This window comes from Vibrio sp. 10N.222.55.C7, from assembly GCF_041473335.1.
Lineage (GTDB): Bacteria > Pseudomonadota > Gammaproteobacteria > Enterobacterales > Vibrionaceae > Vibrio > Vibrio crassostreae_C.
The window spans coordinates 1-19,941 of record NZ_JBFRSC010000062.1 but is presented as its reverse complement, the minus strand read 5'-3'; the positions used below and the strand labels follow the sequence as shown (position 1 = coordinate 19,941).

The window sequence follows — 19,941 nt, the reverse complement described above, 5'->3', positions numbered from 1 at the left end:
TGGGGCATTTTAAGATCTGTTGCTAGCGAACCTACGTGATTGTGGGATGATAGATTGGCACGGGCTTATAGATTAGTAAGGAATAAAATGGCCGTTGAACTGAACGAATTACGCGACCAAATCGATGCTGTCGATAAACAAATGTTGGATTTACTGGCTCAACGCCTTGCTCTAGTAGAGAAAGTAGGCGAAGTAAAAAGTGAACATGGTTTACCTATTTATGTACCAGAACGTGAAGCTGCGATGCTGGCATCTCGTCGTCAAGAAGCCGAGAAAATAGGGGTTCCACCACAGTTAATCGAAGATATTTTGCGTCGTACTATGCGTGAGTCTTATGCCAGTGAGAAAGATTCTGGCTTTAAGTGTCTTAACCCAGAGTTACGTTCAGTGGTGATCGTTGGTGGTAATGGTCAACTTGGTGGCTTGTTTGGTCGTATGTTCAAACTGTCTGGCTACGAAGTGAAAGTCCTTGGCAGCCAAGATTGGGATACAGCCGATGAAATCTTGGATAATGCAGGACTTGTGGTTGTGACTGTTCCAATTCACTTAACGGAAGGTGTGATTGCGAAGCTAGGTAATCTACCAAGCGATTGTATTCTATGTGATTTGACGTCAATTAAATCTAAACCTCTACAAGCAATGATGAACATGCATCAAGGCCCAGTAGTTGGATTGCACCCAATGTTTGGTCCTGATGTTCCTAGCCTTGCTAAGCAGGTGATTGTTTACAGTGATGGTCGTGGTTCTGAAAGTTACCAATGGCTACTGAATCAATTTGGTATTTGGGGCGCGAGCCTTTGCCAGATGGATGCAGCTGAACACGATCACGGCATGACCTTGATTCAAGCACTTCGTCACTTCACCTCTTTTGCTTACGGCTTACACCTGAGTAAAGAGAACCCGAATATTGATCAGCTTCTGAAGCTAAGCTCACCAATCTACCGACTTGAGATTGCGATGGTTGGTCGTCTATTTGCTCAAGACCCGAACTTGTACGGTGATATCATTCTGTCTTCGGATGAGAATATAGAGATGATTCGACGCTTCCATAGCTGTTTCGGAGAAGCGTTAGAAATCCTAGATGGCAAAGATAAGGCTAAGTTTGTTGAGAGCTTCAACCAAGTGAGTGATTGGTTTGGTGACTACTCACAACAATTTTTACAAGAGAGCCAAAGCCTGTTAAAACAAGCACATGACTCGATTCATCGCGGTTAATAGTGTGGTTTGAAAAATAAAAAAGAGCGACCATTTGGTCGCTCTTTTTGTTTGTGTTGAATGCCGATATTGCATCTGGCCTATAGTAGGCGAAATGCATTTGGATCATCATGGGCCAAACGAACAAACCTAGTTAGTCACGATAGGCTCTTTGTTATTCTCGTTCGATACTCGGTTATCATCGCTGGATACGGTGTCGATAGTCGAGCTAATGTAAGGCACATTGGTCAGGTTGATCTGCAAGCGAACCACATTATCAATCAGTTGAACCAGTGGACCCCACTTAACTTTTTTCTCTTTCTCGAACACGTAATTGAAGTTTTCTGGTGTCCAATCCATCAAGTATTGAGGGTTCAATGAGCGACCAAGGAAGCGTACTTCATAATGCAGATGTGGCCCAGTTGAGTTACCTGAGTTACCACAGCTCGCAATCACATCACCTTTACTGACAAACTGACCGCTACGTACCTTGAACTTCTGTAGGTGCGCATAAGAACTCATGAAACCAAACGAGTGACGCATAGTAATAAAGTTGCCGAAGCCTTTTTTACTTGGGCGTACCGTTTCAATGACTCCATCTGCGGGCGCGACAATATCTTCACCACGCTTACACGTTAGATCGATACCAGTATGTACATGGCGTTTCCCTGAAATAGGGTTAGTGCGGCTACCATAAGAAGAAGATATACGTTGATAAGCCATCGGACTGTCGTTTGGAATCAAGCGGAACATTGTGGCTCTTACTGCTGAATCGACTGCAGCCGCATCAATGCGATCTTCTAAAGAAATATCATCGGTAAGCAGATCTTCATCAGCAAGACCCAGTACTGATTCCACATCGAATACACGCTTACCAAGTAGCTGAATCGTGCCTTCTTTCTCGGTCAGTGTTTGCGATAGCGAATGGTTGGTTTCTACTTGCTCAGCATAAAGAAATTCTGTTTGTTCTTTTTCAACAATCAGTGTTTCAATCAACTGTTGGGCATCACCCGCTTGCAGTGCGAGTTCTTGTTTACTCTCGAAGTGCATGTACGCCGCTCCGCCAATCAATAGCGGTACTGAAAAAATGGCAGTAGTGCAAATGAGCACGGCTTTACGGCCGAAGTAAAACGTCTGTTCCCCCTGACTAGAGGGAATAGTAATGGACACTTTTTTAGACATGGTTCTGTATTAACTAAATGCTTCTAATAGAAAAAGGGTAATGGAGATATTATTCCTTGCCTAAGTCGGTAAGGTGTTCAATCTCTCTATAAAGCAGGTCATTGTCACCAACATTAAGCTCAACAAGGCGCTTAAGGTGGCTGATACTATCAATATCTAAATGCTCTATGCGTAAACGCATTGAGGTATTGATGGTAGAGACTATCGTTGCTTCTAACTGAATATTGATATCACTGTTTTCGAGTTTAAAGCTCACTTGAACAGGGACATCATGGCTAAGTTGTTTTGATTCATTGCATTGAATGAGTAAACCATGGAGTGATAAGTCTTGCACTGAGCCTGATACCTTTACTTGTCCTTGTGAGATCTCAGTCGGGACTTGATAAATAACTCGTGAAAATTGACGTCTTTCAACCATAAGTAATCTCTCTATATCGATGCATTACACGTAAGCCAGATATATCAAAGGCCGCTATTATCGCGGCCTTTGTTCAAAATACAAGCTTATTTACTTAGCTATACGCTTGTACTTGATACGGTGCGGCTCTGCCGCTTGTGCGCCTAGAGTCTGCTTAAGCCACTCAGTGTACTCAGTATAGTTACCTTCGTAGAAGTTAACTTGACCTTCATCACGGTAGTCTAAGATATGGGTCGCAATACGGTCAAGGAACCAACGGTCATGCGAGATAACCATTGCACAGCCCGGGAATTCAAGCAGTGCTTCTTCAAGAGCACGTAGCGTTTCAACGTCAAGGTCGTTGGTAGGCTCATCGAGTAGCAGTACGTTACCGCCCGCTTTTAGCAGTTTCGCTAAGTGAACACGGTTACGTTCACCACCAGAAAGCTCACCGATGATCTTCTGTTGGTCGTTGCCTTTAAAGTTGAAACGAGAACAGTAAGCACGCGCAGGGATTTCGAAGTTGTTGATCTTAATGATATCAGCGCCTTCAGAGATCTCTTGGAATACTGTCTTAGTGTCGTCCATGCTGTCACGGAACTGATCAACAGAAGCAAGCTTAACGGTTTCGCCTAGTTCAACTGTACCTGAATCTGGCTGTTCTGCACCGCTTAGCATCTTGAATAGTGTTGATTTACCTGCACCGTTGGCACCAACGATACCGACGATTGCACCCTTAGGCATGCTGAACGATAGGTCGTCGATAAGAACGCGATCACCAAACGATTTAGTTAGGTTGTTCACTTCAAGAACTTTGTCACCTAGACGCTCACCTGGCGGGATAAACAGTTCGTTAGTTTCGTTACGCTTCTGGTATTGGCCAGTTGTCAGTTCTTCAAAACGAGCCATACGAGCTTTAGACTTAGCTTGACGGCCTTTAGGGTTTTGACGAACCCATTCAAGTTCTTTCTCGATTGTCTTTTGACGTGCGCTTTCGCCCGCTTTTTCTTGCTTAAGACGCTCGTCTTTTTGCTCTAGCCAAGACGTGTAGTTACCTTCCCATGGGATACCTTCACCACGGTCAAGTTCTAGAATCCAGCCAGCTGCGTTGTCTAGGAAGTAACGGTCGTGGGTAATCGCCACAACAGTACCACTGTAATCAACAAGGAAGTGCTCAAGCCATGCTACTGATTCTGCATCCAAGTGGTTGGTTGGTTCATCAAGAAGCAGCATGTCTGGCTTTTCAAGAAGTAGACGACAGATAGCAACACGACGACGCTCACCACCTGATAGGAATTCAATTTTCGCATCCCACTCAGGAAGACGAAGTGCATCAGCAGCACGCTCTAGAGCAGTCTCTAAGTTGTGACCGTCTTTTGCTTGAATCAGAGCTTCTAGTTCGCCTTGCTCTTTTGCCAGTGCATCGAAGTCTGCATCTGGTTCTGCGTAAGCTGCGTAAACCGCATCAATACGCTTAAGTGCGTCAGCAACGTCAGAAACCGCTTCTTCTACGATTTCACGAACAGTTTTTGATTCGTCTAGCACAGGCTCTTGTGGTAGATAACCTACTTTAAGGCCTTGTTGTGCACGTGCTTCACCATCAATATCAGTATCAATACCAGCCATGATACGTAGTAGGGTAGATTTACCTGAACCATTTAGACCCAAAACACCGATTTTAGCGCCAGGAAAAAAGCTAAGAGAAATGTCTTTAAGAATTTGACGCTTAGGTGGAACAGTTTTGCTCACCCGAGACATGGTATATACGTATTCAGCCATTGCCGATCGATCCTAATTATTGTTCAAAATTGTCTGTTATTTTATACCAATATCCTCAAAGATGTTACTCCTAGGGCAGAAAAGCCACTCTTGAACAAATCCTTACCTATTATTGTCACATTGGTCATTAAAACTATATTTAATGGGCTTCTGAGGCGAAGTGTTAAATATTAATAATATTTACACTCAAATCCTTTACATTTGATGTGATGTCGGGCGTAAATAGACTTCACGTATTCATACACGCACTAAGGAAAGAGCGAATGTTTTTCCGCATTGGTAATACGAAAATTGCTGTGGCTGCATCGGCAATTTTGTCTTCGGTTTCACTGGCTCCGGTCGCTATGGCTAGCAATGCATCCGAGCTTGAAATGCAGCGTGACGTTTATGACAAAGCGCAAGAGGTTTTAGACAGCCGTGATCTAAAAGCTTACTCCGCGCTGCGTAACAAAATTCAAACATACCCTTTAACACCTTACACCGATTATCGGGCCTTTCTGATTGGCTTAGGTGATCGCACACCTGCTGAGGTCGATGCTTTCATTGAAGAGAACAAGGCATTGCCTTTCTCCAATCGAATGCGCGCACCTTATTTGGACTCATTGGCTTCTCAAAAACAGTGGAAGACGATCCTTGAGTTTCAAACCAAAGAGCCTGTCGGTGAAAAATACCAATGTATTTATTATCGAGCGCATTACGAGCAAGGTAACCAAGAGCTTGCCTTTAAAGGAGCTAAACAACTTTGGTTGAGTGGTAGTGGTGTTGATGACGCTTGTGACCCTTTATTTAAAAGCTGGGATCAAGCTGGGCTAAGAACTGATGAGCTGATTCTGGATAGAATGCTGCTAGCGTTCGAGGGCCGTAACGGTAAGTTAATGAGCTATCTGATTAAGCAATTGGATCATGATGAGTCAATTGCTCAAGCGAAGCAGATGAAGGCGTTGTACAACAAGCCTGAAAATGTACTCGCGTTTGCTAAAAAACATCCAGCGAATGAATTCTACCAAGCTCAAACCGAGTTTGCTTTCGAGAAGCTAGCAAGGAAATCATCAAGCAGTGCTCAAAAGGTGTTTGATGATGTCATCAAGGCTCAGAAGTTTTCGAAAGAGAAATCTCAAGAGCTCGCTGATTACCTAACGTTTCGTCTGATCAACACCGACTCTGAAGAGTTAATGGTGTGGCGCGACAAAATGCTCGCGAGTTCATCAAAGCAAGTTCTGCTGGAACGACGTGCTCGCTTAGCAATTCAACATGCCGATTGGACGGGTTTGAAAGAGTGGATAGCGCGCTTGGATGATAAACATCAGGCTTCGCTTCGTTGGCAATATTGGCAGGGCAGAGCTGAAATCGCGACGGGCGATACTGACAAAGGCAATAAGCGACTGTCAGATATCTTGGGTCAGCGTAATTTCTACAGTGTGGCTGCGGCTAAGCAGTTAGGTAAGCCAGTTCAATATCCAACATCGACACTTAAATACAATGCTGAAACAGTGAAGCCATTCGACACCTCTTTGGTGCGTATTGGTGAACTGATTGACCGAGACAAAATTGCGGCAGCGAAAAGTGAATGGCGCTGGTTACTGACCAATGCAGATAAAGAGCAAAAAGAGATGCTTGCCGCTTACGCTGCGACACAGCGTTGGAATCACTTTACCGTAACAGCGAGTATCTCTGCGAAGATGTGGGATAACATTGCGCTGCGCTTCCCTGTTGCTCATAAGTGGTGGTTTAACTTCTACGCTGAAAAGCACGATCTCGATCCAATCACTTTGATGTCTTTAGCAAGACAAGAGAGTGCGATGGATTCAGAAGCTCGCTCTCCAGTTGGCGCGCGTGGCATTATGCAAATTATGCCCAAGACGGCGCAATACACAGCGAACAAACATAAGATTAAGTATCAGGGCAGCGATGATCTTTATGATGTCGGCAAAAACATTGAGATTGGCAGTCACTACTTAGATGGTTTACTCGCTCAATATGATGACAACCGTATCTTTGCGTTTGCGGCTTATAATGCTGGACCTAGCCGTGTGAAACAGTGGCGTTCACGCAGCGATGAAAAGCTCGATGCCTTTGCATTTATCGAAATGATCCCATTCAAAGAGACACGTGGCTACGTTCAGAATATCTTGATGTTTGAGACCTACTATCGAGATATCTTGGGTGAGAAAGGGACGTTTTTAGCGCCCCATGAGGCAAAAACGAAATACTAAGCCTTCGGCATTTGGCCCGAAACTGAGTAAGAATAAAGGCAGTGAGTGCGAACCATTTCCACTTACTGCCTTTTTACATTGGATCGCATCAAGTGTTTCGGTATAAAGTGTTAAACGCTTTCAATCGTTAAGCGACTCTTTAAAGTCAGAATTTAAAAGTAAGTGTAGAGATATGGCATCACAACCTGAATATGATAATTGGCAACAACTGATGGACTTGGTAAAGACGGCTGTCGAAAAAGATCAGCACGAGCTGTTGTTGACTATGATGATGACACCAGACGAGCGAGATGCTCTGGTTGCTCGAATTAATATCTTCTGTGAGCTGATGAAAGGCGATATGTCTCAACGACAGGTGAGTCAAATGCTGGGCGTAGGCGTAGCGACGATAACCAGAGGCTCAAATGAGCTAAAGGCCAAATCTGAGCAAGAGAAAATCGTGATCGCCGACCTATTGCTAAAGTAATAATGGAATTAAGCTATCACGCGATAGTATGAATACGAATTCGATAAAAAACGCTAACTGGATGTTAGCGTTTTTTGTTTCTGAAGATTGTTCTTGGAATCTTTTGAAGTTTAAGGAAGCCTCAAATACTAAATAGGAAAGTGTTCAGGATTCACAAATGGGATCAGAGCCAAAATTAAAGCTTGATGATAGACCGAACTGCGTGATAATTGGTTATGTGTCAGTAGGCCAATGGCACCACCTTTCTGTTTGATATTGTCGGTACCAAACACTTCATCCATCACATCCCCTAACTCGTTTGCATGCTCTAGTTTCTCAAGCACGGCTGGTGGCAGCATCAGACTTGCTGAACGAGACTCGCCACGTTGGCCATTCGTTTCGATCACCATCCAGGCAAAGGTGACGTTTGTTTCTATTCCCGCTTCTAGACCAACATAGAAGTCTGCATCAGGCTGAGCTTGAGTTGCGTTGTGAACTCGATTCACGGCACCTTGATAGGTTTCATCATTGCTCATCGGTTGATCGGCGACACCACTAGGGACGCTGATGCCTTTGAAATCAAATTCAGTATCAGGAAAAGCAGATAAGAACGCACTTTTAACGGCGTTTATTTTAGCTGGGTTCAGCGATGCGATGATTACAGATTTCATGTGTCGGATTCTTTTTGTTGTCGATTAGATTGAGTTGATGTTGTCGGTACCAGTCACTCAATTCTTCTAGTGGCATGGGTTTACCAAAGTAATAGCCTTGCAGCATATCGCACTGTGCATCCTGTAACCACTGGTGCATGTCTTGAGTTTCAATCCCTTCGGCGGTGACCTTTTTCCCCTGAGCATGACACAACCCGATAACTGGTTTTACGATGTTCTGGTTATCGGTTTCAATTAAGGTATCCAAAAACGCTTTATCCAATTTAATTTTCTGAGTTGGATACTGCACCAGTTGAGTGATAGAGGTGTAACCGGAACCAAAGTCATCAATCGCCAGTCGATAACCCATGCATGACAGCTCATTCAGCAATGGGAAGCCTTCTGAGTTTGAGTAAAAGGTTTCAGTGATTTCAAAATCGATTAGGCTTGGTGGAATTCGATTTAACTCCGCGTGTTCTTTAATGAAACCCGCAAGGTGAGTGGTTTCAATGCCAGCAGAAGATAAGTTGATCGACAATTGAATCGAGTGATCAAATTGAGTCTGAAGTCGATGGAATGAAGCAAACGCATTCTGTATTACCCAGCGGTCAACATGTTCGAACAGCCCGGTTTGTTCGGCTATTGGAATGAACTCATCCGGTGGAACCAAACCAAGTTGCTTTGAATTCCAACGTAATAACACCTCAACGCCAATAACATCAGTCCCGGTAGAATCCATGTAGGGCATGTAAACGAGCCTGAATTCATCATCAAAATTCTTACCTCTAAGCGCACGTTCAATGTCTGCTTGGCGCTGAATGGCTTTGTCTAAATCCCGTGAATAGTCAGCAAATTGGTTTTTACCGGCACGCTTGGCTTGGTACATCGCAGTATCCGCGTTGGACAGTAGCTTCTCGATTGAGTTGCCATCATTAGGGTAGGTCGCAATACCAATACTGACCGTGATCGGAAAGCTGCCTGATTCGGTGACAAAACCTTTTTGCAGTGGAGTCAGTAAATCATTCGAGAATCGATGCGCGACATTTCCTCGGTGACTAGGAGCGTTAATGTAGACAACGAACTCGTCTCCAGAAAGTCGGGCTGGCATACAATGAGCGTCGAATTCCTCTTTATAATGACGACAAATATCTGAAATACGCTGAGCAAAAGAAACCAGAATCGAGTCGCCGATTTGATGCCCGTATTTGTCGTTCACAAACTTGAAGTTGTCCAAGTCAAAATAGAGAACCCAGGTTTCGGTATTCGAACTCGGTTTTGGCAACGATTGCTGAACGAAGGTTTGAAACTGATGCCTATTGGCTATTTGGGTTAACTGATCATTTTCGGCCAAGAGCTTGGTTTGCTGGTAGGTGTTGTCTAGCTCTTGGTACATGTCATAAAAACGCTGTGATAAGCGGCCAAGTTCATCACGAGTGCCTAAGCGTTCAATGTTCTTACGTTGTTTTTTTTCGACTTGCTGTAGCTGTCGATCGAGCCGTGTTATTGGAGTAATCACAGTGCGAGACAGAAGCATGAGTAGCAGAGCGACAGTTACAAACGCAGACAGTGCAAACGACAAACTCAGCTTGTTCCAAATTGAATCGAGCTTGTTTTCCAACAGGAATTGCGCCGGATCGACCGTGGCGTACAGTTCTGGTGCAAGCTTGACTGAGTGAGTAACATCATTTTCCAAAGAAACCGCTATGGATGTGAAGAACAAGCTGGTTTGGTAGTCGAACTCTATCTGTTTTCTCAGCGCATTAAATTTGTCGAGAGAGACAGAGACAACAACAAAGAACACATCGTCGGGTTGATTGTTAACGGTTGGGAAAATCGCTTTTCTATCTACCTTGTCATAGTGAACCAACATCCCTTCGCCTTGGGAGTTTTGAATATAGTTGGTACTCGATGTTGCTAAGGTGTCTTGATAGTGCAGGTCAACATACTCCAATATCTTACTGTCAATCTGAGTGCGTGAGTCATTGCTATTATCCGCGTAATAACGCAGTTTTCGATCACCATTAAGAAGCGCTAAACCTGTATAGCTTTCATCGTCATCTTGCAGGAAATGAATGGCTTCTCGAAGATTACTGACCAGTTCAAGATCGCGAGATAGATTTTGATCAGTGAGAAAATAACGCTTCACCATATCACTCTGGGTCAAGGTGTAAGAGTAGCTATTGAGGAACGAACGAGATTGGCGAAAGTATCCGGCTAGTTTTTCCATGTTCAGTTGAAGTGCGTTGTCTTCGCGTTTGATGAAACTGCTTTTTTGCGTCGAATAAATAATATAGCTAGAAGCCGCGGTACTGATCAGTATCACAGGGGCTATTAGTAGTAAGATTTTAGTACTTAGCTTCATAGTTAATGACAACACTATTTATAAATTAAGCGCATAAGTTTATGTTACTTAATGCTTACTCGCTATTAATTATACGTAGTTCGATGATTTCCTGTGAAGGGGGTAAGGTTTTGTCTTTATTGATAAAAAAAGCCACTAATGAGTTTTTGTTAGAAAGGCTCAAGTAGTGGAGAGAGTAAGCGTGCCGAATGTGCGAAACAAGTGAATTGTGTTTCAGGCATGCTAGGGTGAGTTTTCTTAGCGAGAATAGTACTCGACTAGAGGGTGATTTAAGTATTTGGCCTGCTGTAGGCCAAATACTTATGTTAGCTAAAAGCTGATACTCACTTTCAGCTATGACAACTTAACTTGAGTCGCTTTGATGTTCTCACTTGGGTAGCAACCCAACACCTTAAGGTGGCGAGTAATGGCTGTTAGTTCCGTTATCGCTTGTTGCATATTATCTGAATCCAGATGCGCCTCTAAATCGACATAGAACATCTCTTCCCAAGGGTTACCCATGATAGGACGAGATTCTAGCTTAGTCATGTTGATGCCTAAGCGTTGCAGGATCAGTAGTGTTTCTACCAAAGAACCCGCCTCTTGAGATGTCGACATGATGAGCGTTGTTTTCGCTGGTATTTGAGTCGATACTTCAACAGGCTTACGCGCCACAACGATGAAACGAGTGTGGTTCTCTGTTTGGTTTGCAATATTGCTCTGGATTGGCTGTAGTCCATAAAGCTTACCGCTCGATGCATTACCAATAGCAGCTACGTCATTACCACCCAATTCTTTAACTTTTTTCATTGCATCAGCGGTGCTTGCGCAAGACTCAAGGTTGACACCCTTAAGGCGGCTCAAGAACTCACTGCATTGTTGATGAGGTTGTGGGTGCGAGTAGAGTGTTTTGATGTCTTCTAAACGGATATCACTTTTAGCAACAAGGCAGTGCTCAATCGGTTGAGAAAGTTCGCCAACAATGTATAGAGTCGTATGCTGTAACAGGTCGTAGACCTCGTTAATTGACCCTGAACTGGTGTTCTCAATCGGCAGGACACCGTAGTCGGCATGGCCAGACTCTACTGTTGATGCGACTTCTTTGAAGTGATTACAGTTCAGCTCAATCAATTCCATATTCTTGCGGCTGAAGTATTCGCGGCTCGCAAGGTGAGAATACGATCCCTTAGAACCTAAGAATGCAACGCGAGCCAATGGTTTACGGCTTTGCGGGTTCGCTAGGTTTTGTAAGTATGACTGTTGTAGTAAAACGGAATCTTCGATGATGGTGTGAAACAGCTTGGTAATGTACTGCGCATCAAGTTCGTATTTATCTTTCCCGTTGTTGATCAGCTTAACTAATAGTTGTTGTTCTCGTACTGCATCACGAACTGGTTTTGATGTCTCTACTTTGCTTTTAGCGACTTCGATACTTAGCTTGCGACGCTCTGAAAGTAACTTCAGGAGTTCGTCGTCTAAATCATTAAGACGAAGGCGGATATCATCCAGTGAAATTGAGCGGTCAGTCATAAATGTGTCCTTATAAAAAAGCCTCCCTAGTGTGGGAGGCTTCTTGTTCGTTTTTGACTTGTTTTTCTAAAACGACTTAGCCTCCGATTTACGGAAGAAAAAAGAAGTCAAAAATAAACAAAGATTGAGTGTGCATAAAAAGTGATTGTTTTATGAATGTTTAAACACAATAAGCAAGCGAGCTACGAGCGTCAAGCAAAAAAATAGCGCCCTGAGGCGCTATTTTTTAATCTGTTCTCTTTCCTTATTCTACTTCAGCTTCTAGCTCTTCGATTTCAGGCTTTTCAGCGCGGCGCGCTTCTGGTTTATGGCGTAGCTTGTTGAGTTGACGCTCTAGTTTTTGTTCTACTTCGTTGATCGCTACGTAGAGGTCGTCATGGATTGATGAAGCAACAAGTTGGCCTTTTGGTACGGTTAGTACCGCTTCAAATTTCTTCTTCTTGTTTGGTTCTTCGCTAAAGCTCGCTTGGCAGCCAATGATGTCTACTTGCCATTTATCTAGCTTTTTAAATTTGCTTTCTATGTGATCACGGATTGCAGAGGTAATGTCGATGTTTTTACCAGTGATGTTCATTTTCATAGAAGTTTTCCTCTGTTGTATCCCTCATGGGTTAACTTCAGATTACGACTTTTAGGAATAAAGAATGTGATCTAGATCTTGTTTTGGTTGGGTGGGATAAGCATTAAAATCAAATGTGATCTTACGCAAGTCTTAGTATCTTTTTGGCGAAAAATGCTTGTTATCCTTATGAAAAACGATAACTTGGAGGCAAGGCTTCGCTAAAAATTAAATCAGTTTTTAGGGGCGTCCTACAGCCTATGGAAAGTGCTTGATTGAAATTTACTCAATAGTGTTTTGTGATATAGGTCTTGTAATATAGGTCGCTACATAAGCTTCTTCAGAATTAGATAAACAAAAGCCGCATAAGTATTCTTATGCGGCTTTTGTGTTTTTTAGCTTTACCTAATACCTTTGGCTCCCCAGCTCTGGGATGGAGGCGATCCTAGTCGTTAGTGTTCAGTAATCTCGCTGTGCCGTCCTCTCGGATAGCATTGATAGCTTGTAATTGTTTATAGATTACGAAGTAACGATTGATGTTGGCAACATAGGTTACGGGTTCTTTACTCACGTATTTGCGAGTGATGATTTCTACGTTTTTAAACCAGATGTTTGGGTTGTAACCTTTCTGCTTGGCAATGCTCCTCATCTTTCTGATCTTAGCAGGACCAGCGTTGTAAGAAGCCAAGGTAAAGTAGATTTGATTGTCGGGTGATATTGCCGGGTCGTCAAAATATCGGTCTTTGATAAAGCGCATATACTTCACACCCGCATGGATGTTGTTATCCACCTTATGGATGTTCTTGATGTTGACGTTTTTATCTTTGGCGGTACTCGGTAATACCTGCATCACACCAATAGCCCCGCGATGAGAAATCCGGCTCTGATCCAGTCCTGATTCTTGGAAACCTTGAGCTGACATCATCAAAGGATCAAATTCATACTTGCTCGAATACTTTTCAAAGACATCTGAGAGTTTAGCTACTCGGTCTACTTTATTGGGGTTGAGTGCTCGGCCTAACCAGCGAGTATTGTCGATGTATTTCTGGTAGATGACATTCCCAAGCAGGGTGCCTGTTCGTGCGGTCTTGACGTATTTGTTTATCTCTTTCTTCAGTTGAGGGCTGTCTTTTCTTAAAGCCCAAGCAATACGACCATTTTCTCGTAAAGGTAAGTCGTTATGGACTTGAATGTTTTCCATTACATCGATCCAGAGCTTGGCTTTATGGTTATCCAGAATTGTGCCTTGTATATAACCTTGGTTAACCAGTTCTATCAGCTCGTAGTCTTGTAATGACTCCTCGATAAAGTGGACATGCAGTGGTGGTAAACCTAGCTCGTTAAGCTCCTTATTGACTCTTTGTACACTCTCGAAGTAACTCGAGCTTGCTCGTATCCACACCTCTTTGCCACTCAATTGCTTGATTTCGGTGATAGGTTCGGCCTTTTTCCCTGTGATAATGAGTTCTTTACCATCTTTAATCATCGGATCCGAAAAATCGATGGTTCGTAATCGTTTATCGGTGATCGTTAGGTTAGCGACAGCGACATCACCATAGCCAGACTCTAAAGAGGGAAGTAGATCATCTCGTTGCACGGGGATGACTTGAACATTGAGGTAGGGATGTTTCTTACGAAGGCTTTTCTCAAAGTGGTAGAGCATTTCTGCCACGATGCCTTTTGGCTTGCCATCCTCGATGTAATAGAAACCAAGATCGGCAGACACTAGCACTCTAACCGTTCCTTTGGTTTTGAGCACATCCAAGTCACCCATGTAAGGCTTATTGCTTAATGGAGACAGTTCTAATGCGTAGGATAAGTGGCTAAATAGCGATATCCAGATAAATAATAACAACCTACTCACATCCACACTCCATGTTGATGTTTTGTTAAAAGTTATCTTTTGAAGATACCGTGTATTATGCGATCCATCAAGTTTGCGATATGTAGATGAAAAAAAGCGCGCTAGTAAATTAGCGCGCTTTTAGGATTGAGATGTAAGAGGTTTGATTAAGGTAGTGGGTTTAACTCAATCAACTTTTCTGTTCTTAACACAGCGTCATCTAGGCCGAGTTGTTGATAAGCTTTTAGCTGGATATCTAAAGACTTACGCGCAGCAATGGTGTCTGGGTAAGTTTTTTGCAGCTCTTGCGTTCTGTTGATCGCAGCAATCCAAGCTTCGCGGCGTAGGTAGAAATCAGCGGTTGCTAAGTCATACTCTGCTAGGCGGTTCTTAAGTGCGAACATGCGTTTTTGTGCATCTTCAGCATAAGGGCTACTAGGGAAACGTTCGAGTAGTCGCTTGAAGTCAGCAAACGCAAGTTTCACTGGTTCAGGATCTCGGTCACTACGGTCGATATTAAAAATATCGTGCATGAAGTTTCGGTCTTGCGCCATGTGCGTTAAGCCGCGCATGTAAAGAACCCAGTCTTGTTTCTCATGCGTTGGGTTCAAACGTAGGAAACGTGAAATGGTAGCGAGGCCAAGTGCCAAGTCATCATTTTTGTAGTAAGCGTAAATCAGATCGAGCTGTACTTGCTCAGAATAGGCGCCGAATGGGTAACGTGAGTCTAGGGCTTCTAGCTTTTCTATTGCTGAAAGCCAGCTACCGCTCTGCAGTGATTCTTGAGCGTCAGAGTAGAGAACCGATGGTGGTACATCTGGCACTATCTCTTCACTACTTGAACAACCAACCAAGAGTGATACGGCTAATAGACCCGATAAAGTAAGGTGTTTCATGTCAGGCGTCGATTCCTTGAATTAAATATTTCGTAAGCTTCCGTTACTTTCTAACCAGTAACAGATACAATGATGCAATTATTCTATTTTATCCATACTAATGGGTATTAGTCTCACGGTTTTTAAAAAAGTTCGATATGGCTCAGCAGATCACATTAACAGACACAGTAAAAAGCAGCCAGTTAGGTCAACGTTTAGACCAAGCTGTCGCTGAACTATTTACCGATTTTTCTCGCTCTCGCATTAAAGAGTGGCTTCTTGACGGCAAAATCCAAGTGGATGGCGAAGTTATTACAAAGCCGCGCGTTAAGGTTTTGGGCGGTGAAGAGATCATCTTGCAAGCTGAACTTGCAGATGAAGAGCGCTGGGAAGCACAAGATATTCCTCTAGACATTGTCTACGAAGATGATGACTTATTGGTTATCAATAAGCCTCGCGATCTGGTTGTACACCCAGGCGCAGGCACACCGGATGGAACCATACTAAACGCATTGCTTTTCCATTACCCACAGATTGCAGAAGTGCCTCGTGCAGGTATTGTGCACCGTCTTGATAAAGACACAACAGGCCTTATGGTTGTGGCTAAAACGGTTCCAGCTCAAACTCGTCTTGTGCGTGCTCTTGCTAAGCGTCGTATTACTCGTGAATATGAAGCAATTGCAATTGGCAAAATGACCGCTGGTGGTGTGGTAGAGAAAGGCATTAGCCGTCATGCAACTAAGCGTACCTTGATGGACGTAAATGAATTAGGAAAGCCTGCGGTAACTCACTACCGTGTTGCTGAGCACTTCCGCGAGCATACTCGTATTCGTCTACGCCTAGAAACGGGTCGTACTCACCAAATTCGTGTTCACATGTCATACCTTCAGCACCCGCTGCTAGGTGATGTTGCATACGGTGGTCGTGCTCGTATTCCAAAAGGTGCATCTGAAGAACTAACAACTATGATTCGTTCTTTTGATCGCCAAGCACTGCACGCCGTTATGCTTAAATTTGTTCACCCAATTACAGGTGAAGAAGTTGAGTTCCACGCTCCTGTGCCAAATGACATGGTTGTGATGGCTGAAGCGTTACGTGTTGATGCTCGCGAAAACTTGGAAGACGACATTTAATCATGTCGATGATCATCCCTAACTGGAATGCACCAAAAAACGTGAAAGCATTTGCTTCGACACGTTTTGATGGTTTTTCAACTGGTGAGTATCAAGGATTAAACCTAGGTACGCATGTTGGGGATGATACTTCGCTTGTTGAAAACAACAGAACCTGGCTCAAGCAACACGCTAATATGCCTGCAGCTCCGGTATGGCTAAATCAAACTCACTCAACAGATGTCGTTACGGTTTTACAATCTACGGCAGATATTCTTAATGCTGACGGTGCATTTACCACAGCTAAAGGTGTTGTTTGTTCTGCGATGACAGCCGATTGCTTACCTGTAATCCTTACTGATACCAAAGGCACTCAAGTTGCTGCTGTTCATGCTGGTTGGCGTGGTCTTGCTGGTGGAATTCTTGAAAATGCCGTCGCAAAGTTTTCAAACCTAGATTCAGAGAATAAGCTCATTGCTTGGCTTGGTCCTGCAATAGGCAAACAAGCCTTTGAAGTAGGCGATGATGTGTTGGAAGCTTTCGTTAGTTTTGACCCTCAAGCTAAGCTCGCATTTGAAGCCAAAGCTGAACCAGGCAAATGGCTAGCGAATATGTCTCAGCTTGCAACGCAACGACTGAACAAAGTTGGTGTCACTTCTGTGACAGACTCCAATCTATGTACCTTCGCTGATGCGGATGCGTTCTATTCTTATCGTCGTGATGGTATTACTGGGCGCCAAGCTACTTTTATTTGGCTAGAGTAACCTTTAGCTAGTGCAACTAGTCATCCAGTTAATTTATATTTTTATATCAGCTCTATTCTTCATTCTTATCCCTTGAAAATCCGCGTTACCGTATCCATCTTCTAACCATAAGATAAACATATCTAAGAGTAGGAAGGTTGGCATGCGTCTCGATCGATTCACTAGTAAATTCCAAATTGCGATATCTGATGCTCAGTCGCTCGCATTAGGTCGTGATCACCAATATATAGAACCTGTACACCTAATGGTGTCTTTGCTTAATCAAGATGGTAGTGCAATTCGCCCATTGCTCACCATGCTGAATATTGATGTGGTTCAATTGCGTTCTAAATTGAGCGAAATATTAGACCGAGTGCCTAAAGTAAGCGGCATCGGTGGTGACGTTCAGCTATCGAATGCGATGGGAACGTTGTTTAACCTATGTGATAAGGTCGCGCAAAAGCGTCAAGACAGTTACATATCTTCAGAAGTATTCCTACTTGCTGCTATTGAAGACAAAGGTCCTTTAGGAAACCTACTTAAAGAACTAGGTCTTACTGAGCCAAAATTATCTCAAGCTATTGAACAAGTTCGCGGTGGTCAGAAGGTCGATGACCCGAATGCGGAAGATAGACGCCAAGCGCTCGAGAAGTTCACCATTGATCTGACCGAAAGAGCAGAGCAAGGCAAGCTGGATCCGGTAATTGGCCGAGACGACGAAATCCGTCGCACGATCCAAGTACTTCAACGCCGCACTAAGAACAACCCCGTCATTATCGGTGAACCAGGTGTTGGTAAAACAGCGATAGTCGAAGGTTTAGCACAGCGTATTATCAATAATGAAGTACCTGAAGGCTTGAGAGGCCGACGTGTACTTTCGTTAGATATGGGCTCTTTGATTGCAGGCGCTAAATATCGTGGTGAATTTGAAGAACGTTTGAAATCAGTTCTTAACGAATTATCGAAAGAAGAGGGCAATATCATTCTCTTCATCGATGAAATTCACACCATGGTAGGTGCGGGTAAAGGCGAAGGCTCTATGGATGCGGGTAATATGCTAAAACCAGCATTGGCTCGTGGTGAGCTTCACTGTGTAGGGGCAACCACACTCGATGAATATCGCCAGTATATAGAGAAAGATCCTGCGTTAGAGCGTCGATTCCAAAAAGTGCTTGTCGATGAGCCAACCGTGGAAGACACGGTCGCAATTCTCCGCGGTTTGAAAGAGCGCTATGAACTTCACCATCATGTAGAAATTACCGACCCAGCGATTGTTGCGGCGGCAACATTATCTCATCGATACGTTTCTGATCGTCAGCTGCCAGATAAGGCGATTGATCTGATTGATGAAGCGGCTTCGAGTATCCGTATGCAGATCGACTCAAAACCTGAGTCGCTAGATAAGCTCGAGCGTAAGATCATTCAATTGAAGATCGAGCAGCAAGCTCTTACCAATGAAAATGATGAAGCCAGTGAAAAACGTCTTCGAACATTACAAGAAGAGCTTTCTGACAAAGAACGCGATTTCGCAGAGCTTGAAGAAGTGTGGAATGCAGAGAAAGCCGCGCTTTCAGGCACGCAACACATCAAGTCAGAGCTAGAACAGGCTCGTATGGATATGGATTTTGCGAGACGTGCTGGTGATCTTAACCGAATGTCTGAATTGCAATACGGTCGAATCCCAGAATTAGAGAAGCAGTTAGATCTTGCGACTCAAGCTGAAATGCAAGAAATGACACTGCTGCGTAATAAGGTCACGGATGCAGAAATTGCAGATGTGTTATCGAAGCAAACAGGCATCCCTGTTTCTAAAATGCTAGAAGCTGAGAAAGAGAAGCTTCTTAAAATGGAAGGTGTTCTGCATAAGCGCGTTATTGGCCAAGCGGAAGCAGTCGAAGTGGTATCGAATGCGATTCGTCGTAGCCGTGCAGGTTTATCTGATCCGAACAAGCCGATTGGCTCTTTCTTATTCCTTGGCCCAACCGGCGTTGGTAAAACCGAGTTGTGTAAAACACTCGCGAACTTCATGTTTGATAGTGACGATGCAATGGTGCGTATCGACATGTCTGAATTTATGGAGAAACACTCTGTTGCTCGCTTAGTTGGTGCTCCTCCGGGTTACGTTGGATATGAAGAAGGTGGCTACTTAACAGAAGCGGTACGTCGCAAGCCTTACTCGGTGATTTTGTTAGATGAAGTAGAGAAAGCGCATCCGGATGTTTTCAATATCTTATTGCAGGTGCTTGATGATGGACGCTTAACTGATGGACAAGGTCGTACAGTCGATTTTAGAAACACGGTAGTGATCATGACATCCAACCTTGGCTCTTCGAGAATTCAAGAGAACTTCAATACGCTCGACTACCAAGGAATAAAGAATGAAGTGATGGAAGTGGTAGGTAAACATTTCCGTCCTGAGTTTTTGAACCGAGTTGATGAAAGCGTGGTGTTCCATCCATTGGGTCAAGAGCACATTCAGTCGATAGCTGCTATTCAGCTTGAGCACCTTAAGAAGCGAATGGAAGACAATGGTTATGAGCTTGAAGTTTCGGATAAAGCACTCAAGTTGATTTCTCAAGTTGGCTTTGATCCAGTATATGGCGCGCGACCTTTGAAAAGAGCGATTCAACAAAGTGTCGAGAACCCGTTAGCGAAAGCGATACTGGCAGGAAAAATTAATCCAGATAAGAAAGTGCAGCTATTAGTAAACAACGACCGCATTATTGCTCACCAATAGTTGAAGTAAGAGCGGTAGGTACGATTGGCCGAAATTAAGGCTTAATCGTACCTATTTTAAACGCTTTGTATGAATAGTGTTCGAACGGTCGCCGGTGGCGGCTTTTTTTCGTTTTTAGCCTTGTACAAAGGATTATTCTCTCTATAATGCGCCTCCGTTGCCAAGGATAACCAAGCGGTTTGAACTGAGTAACAAGACGGTGATAAGCATTTAAGATGCTTTGAAAAATTAGCTGGAAAAAGTGTTTGACACTGGAATCTAATCCGCTAGAATGGCCGTCCACTTCGAGAGGCTCCTTACTAAAAGGAAGGCTCAACAAGTAAAGCTCTTTAACAATTTAA

Annotated in this window: 15 protein-coding genes and 1 other annotated feature; of the genes, 6 read left to right on the top strand and 9 right to left on the bottom strand. The window is 43.7% G+C overall.

Annotation, left to right across the window (positions count from 1 at the left end; translation table 11 throughout):
* Positions 1 to 87 precede the first annotated feature (87 nt).
* On the top strand, positions 88 to 1,215 hold the full coding sequence (gene tyrA, locus AB4482_RS20610; RefSeq protein WP_017062859.1) for a bifunctional chorismate mutase/prephenate dehydrogenase: 1,128 nt from the start codon (positions 88 to 90) through the stop codon (positions 1,213 to 1,215).
* 129 nt (positions 1,216 to 1,344) lie between these two features.
* On the opposite strand, the gene AB4482_RS20605 is transcribed toward tyrA, so the two are convergent.
* From AB4482_RS20605 to ettA, 3 genes are all read right to left on the bottom strand, one after another.
* Positions 1,345 to 2,376 (bottom strand): M23 family metallopeptidase, encoded by a 1,032-nt coding sequence (locus AB4482_RS20605; RefSeq protein ID WP_372102423.1) that lies wholly within the window; start codon positions 2,374 to 2,376, stop codon positions 1,345 to 1,347.
* A gap of 49 nt (positions 2,377 to 2,425) precedes the next feature.
* Complete coding sequence (locus AB4482_RS20600; protein WP_371724422.1) at positions 2,426 to 2,794, bottom strand: PilZ domain-containing protein; 369 nt, start codon at positions 2,792 to 2,794, stop codon at positions 2,426 to 2,428.
* Positions 2,795 to 2,884: 90 nt separating this feature from the next.
* Positions 2,885 to 4,552 carry an energy-dependent translational throttle protein EttA gene (gene ettA, locus AB4482_RS20595; RefSeq protein ID WP_017056147.1) on the bottom strand — a complete coding sequence of 556 codons (1,668 nt, stop codon included), beginning with the start codon at positions 4,550 to 4,552 and terminating at the stop codon, positions 2,885 to 2,887.
* Positions 4,553 to 4,815: 263 nt separating this feature from the next.
* Here ettA and sltY point away from each other — a divergent pair, with 263 nt between their 5' ends.
* Together sltY and trpR are read left to right on the top strand one after the other, a co-directional pair.
* Entirely contained in the window at positions 4,816 to 6,765 is a 1,950-nt protein-coding gene (gene sltY / locus AB4482_RS20590; protein WP_102321444.1) for a murein transglycosylase, read from the top strand.
* Between the two features lie 172 nt (positions 6,766 to 6,937).
* On the top strand, positions 6,938 to 7,231 hold the full coding sequence (gene trpR / locus AB4482_RS20585; RefSeq protein WP_102394033.1) for a trp operon repressor: 294 nt from the start codon (positions 6,938 to 6,940) through the stop codon (positions 7,229 to 7,231).
* Between the two features lie 128 nt (positions 7,232 to 7,359).
* Here trpR and yjjX read toward each other — a convergent pair whose 3' ends face one another.
* The 6 genes from yjjX to AB4482_RS20555 all read right to left on the bottom strand — a co-directional run bounded on the left by yjjX (position 7,360) and on the right by AB4482_RS20555 (position 15,029).
* Positions 7,360 to 7,881: an inosine/xanthosine triphosphatase gene (gene yjjX, locus AB4482_RS20580; protein WP_017059359.1), complete on the bottom strand. Its 522-nt coding sequence runs from the start codon at positions 7,879 to 7,881 to the stop codon at positions 7,360 to 7,362.
* Positions 7,844 to 10,222 carry a bifunctional diguanylate cyclase/phosphodiesterase gene (locus AB4482_RS20575; protein ID WP_017059360.1) on the bottom strand — a complete coding sequence of 793 codons (2,379 nt, stop codon included), beginning with the start codon at positions 10,220 to 10,222 and terminating at the stop codon, positions 7,844 to 7,846. The genes yjjX and AB4482_RS20575 overlap by 38 nt, the downstream gene beginning before the upstream one ends.
* A 333-nt stretch (positions 10,223 to 10,555) precedes the next feature.
* Positions 10,556 to 11,731, bottom strand: a complete 1,176-nt coding sequence (pheA, locus tag AB4482_RS20570) for a prephenate dehydratase (RefSeq protein ID WP_017059361.1) — start codon at positions 11,729 to 11,731, stop codon at positions 10,556 to 10,558.
* 12 nt (positions 11,732 to 11,743) lie between these two features.
* Positions 11,744 to 11,865 (bottom strand) — a sequence feature (Phe leader region).
* 110 nt (positions 11,866 to 11,975) lie between these two features.
* A complete protein-coding gene (hpf, locus tag AB4482_RS20565; protein ID WP_004735034.1) occupies positions 11,976 to 12,311 on the bottom strand; it encodes a ribosome hibernation-promoting factor, HPF/YfiA family in 336 nt (111 codons plus the stop codon).
* Between the two features lie 424 nt (positions 12,312 to 12,735).
* Positions 12,736 to 14,160, bottom strand: a complete 1,425-nt coding sequence (locus AB4482_RS20560) for a lytic transglycosylase F (protein WP_346762950.1) — start codon at positions 14,158 to 14,160, stop codon at positions 12,736 to 12,738.
* A gap of 140 nt (positions 14,161 to 14,300) precedes the next feature.
* Complete coding sequence (locus AB4482_RS20555) at positions 14,301 to 15,029, bottom strand: outer membrane protein assembly factor BamD (RefSeq protein WP_017059363.1); 729 nt, start codon at positions 15,027 to 15,029, stop codon at positions 14,301 to 14,303.
* A 137-nt stretch (positions 15,030 to 15,166) separates the two neighbouring features.
* Between AB4482_RS20555 and rluD the strand changes: the two genes are divergently transcribed.
* The 3 genes from rluD to clpB all read left to right on the top strand — a co-directional run bounded on the left by rluD (position 15,167) and on the right by clpB (position 19,600).
* The gene (rluD, locus tag AB4482_RS20550; protein WP_017056156.1) at positions 15,167 to 16,141 is read left to right on the top strand and encodes a 23S rRNA pseudouridine(1911/1915/1917) synthase RluD; all 975 of its coding nucleotides are present in this window, start codon (positions 15,167 to 15,169) and stop codon (positions 16,139 to 16,141) included.
* Between the two features lie 2 nt (positions 16,142 to 16,143).
* Entirely contained in the window at positions 16,144 to 16,884 is a 741-nt protein-coding gene (gene pgeF / locus AB4482_RS20545; RefSeq protein ID WP_372131558.1) for a peptidoglycan editing factor PgeF, read from the top strand.
* Positions 16,885 to 17,026: 142 nt separating this feature from the next.
* Positions 17,027 to 19,600 (top strand): ATP-dependent chaperone ClpB, encoded by a 2,574-nt coding sequence (clpB, locus tag AB4482_RS20540; protein WP_372181553.1) that lies wholly within the window; start codon positions 17,027 to 17,029, stop codon positions 19,598 to 19,600.
* Positions 19,601 to 19,941 lie beyond the last annotated feature (341 nt).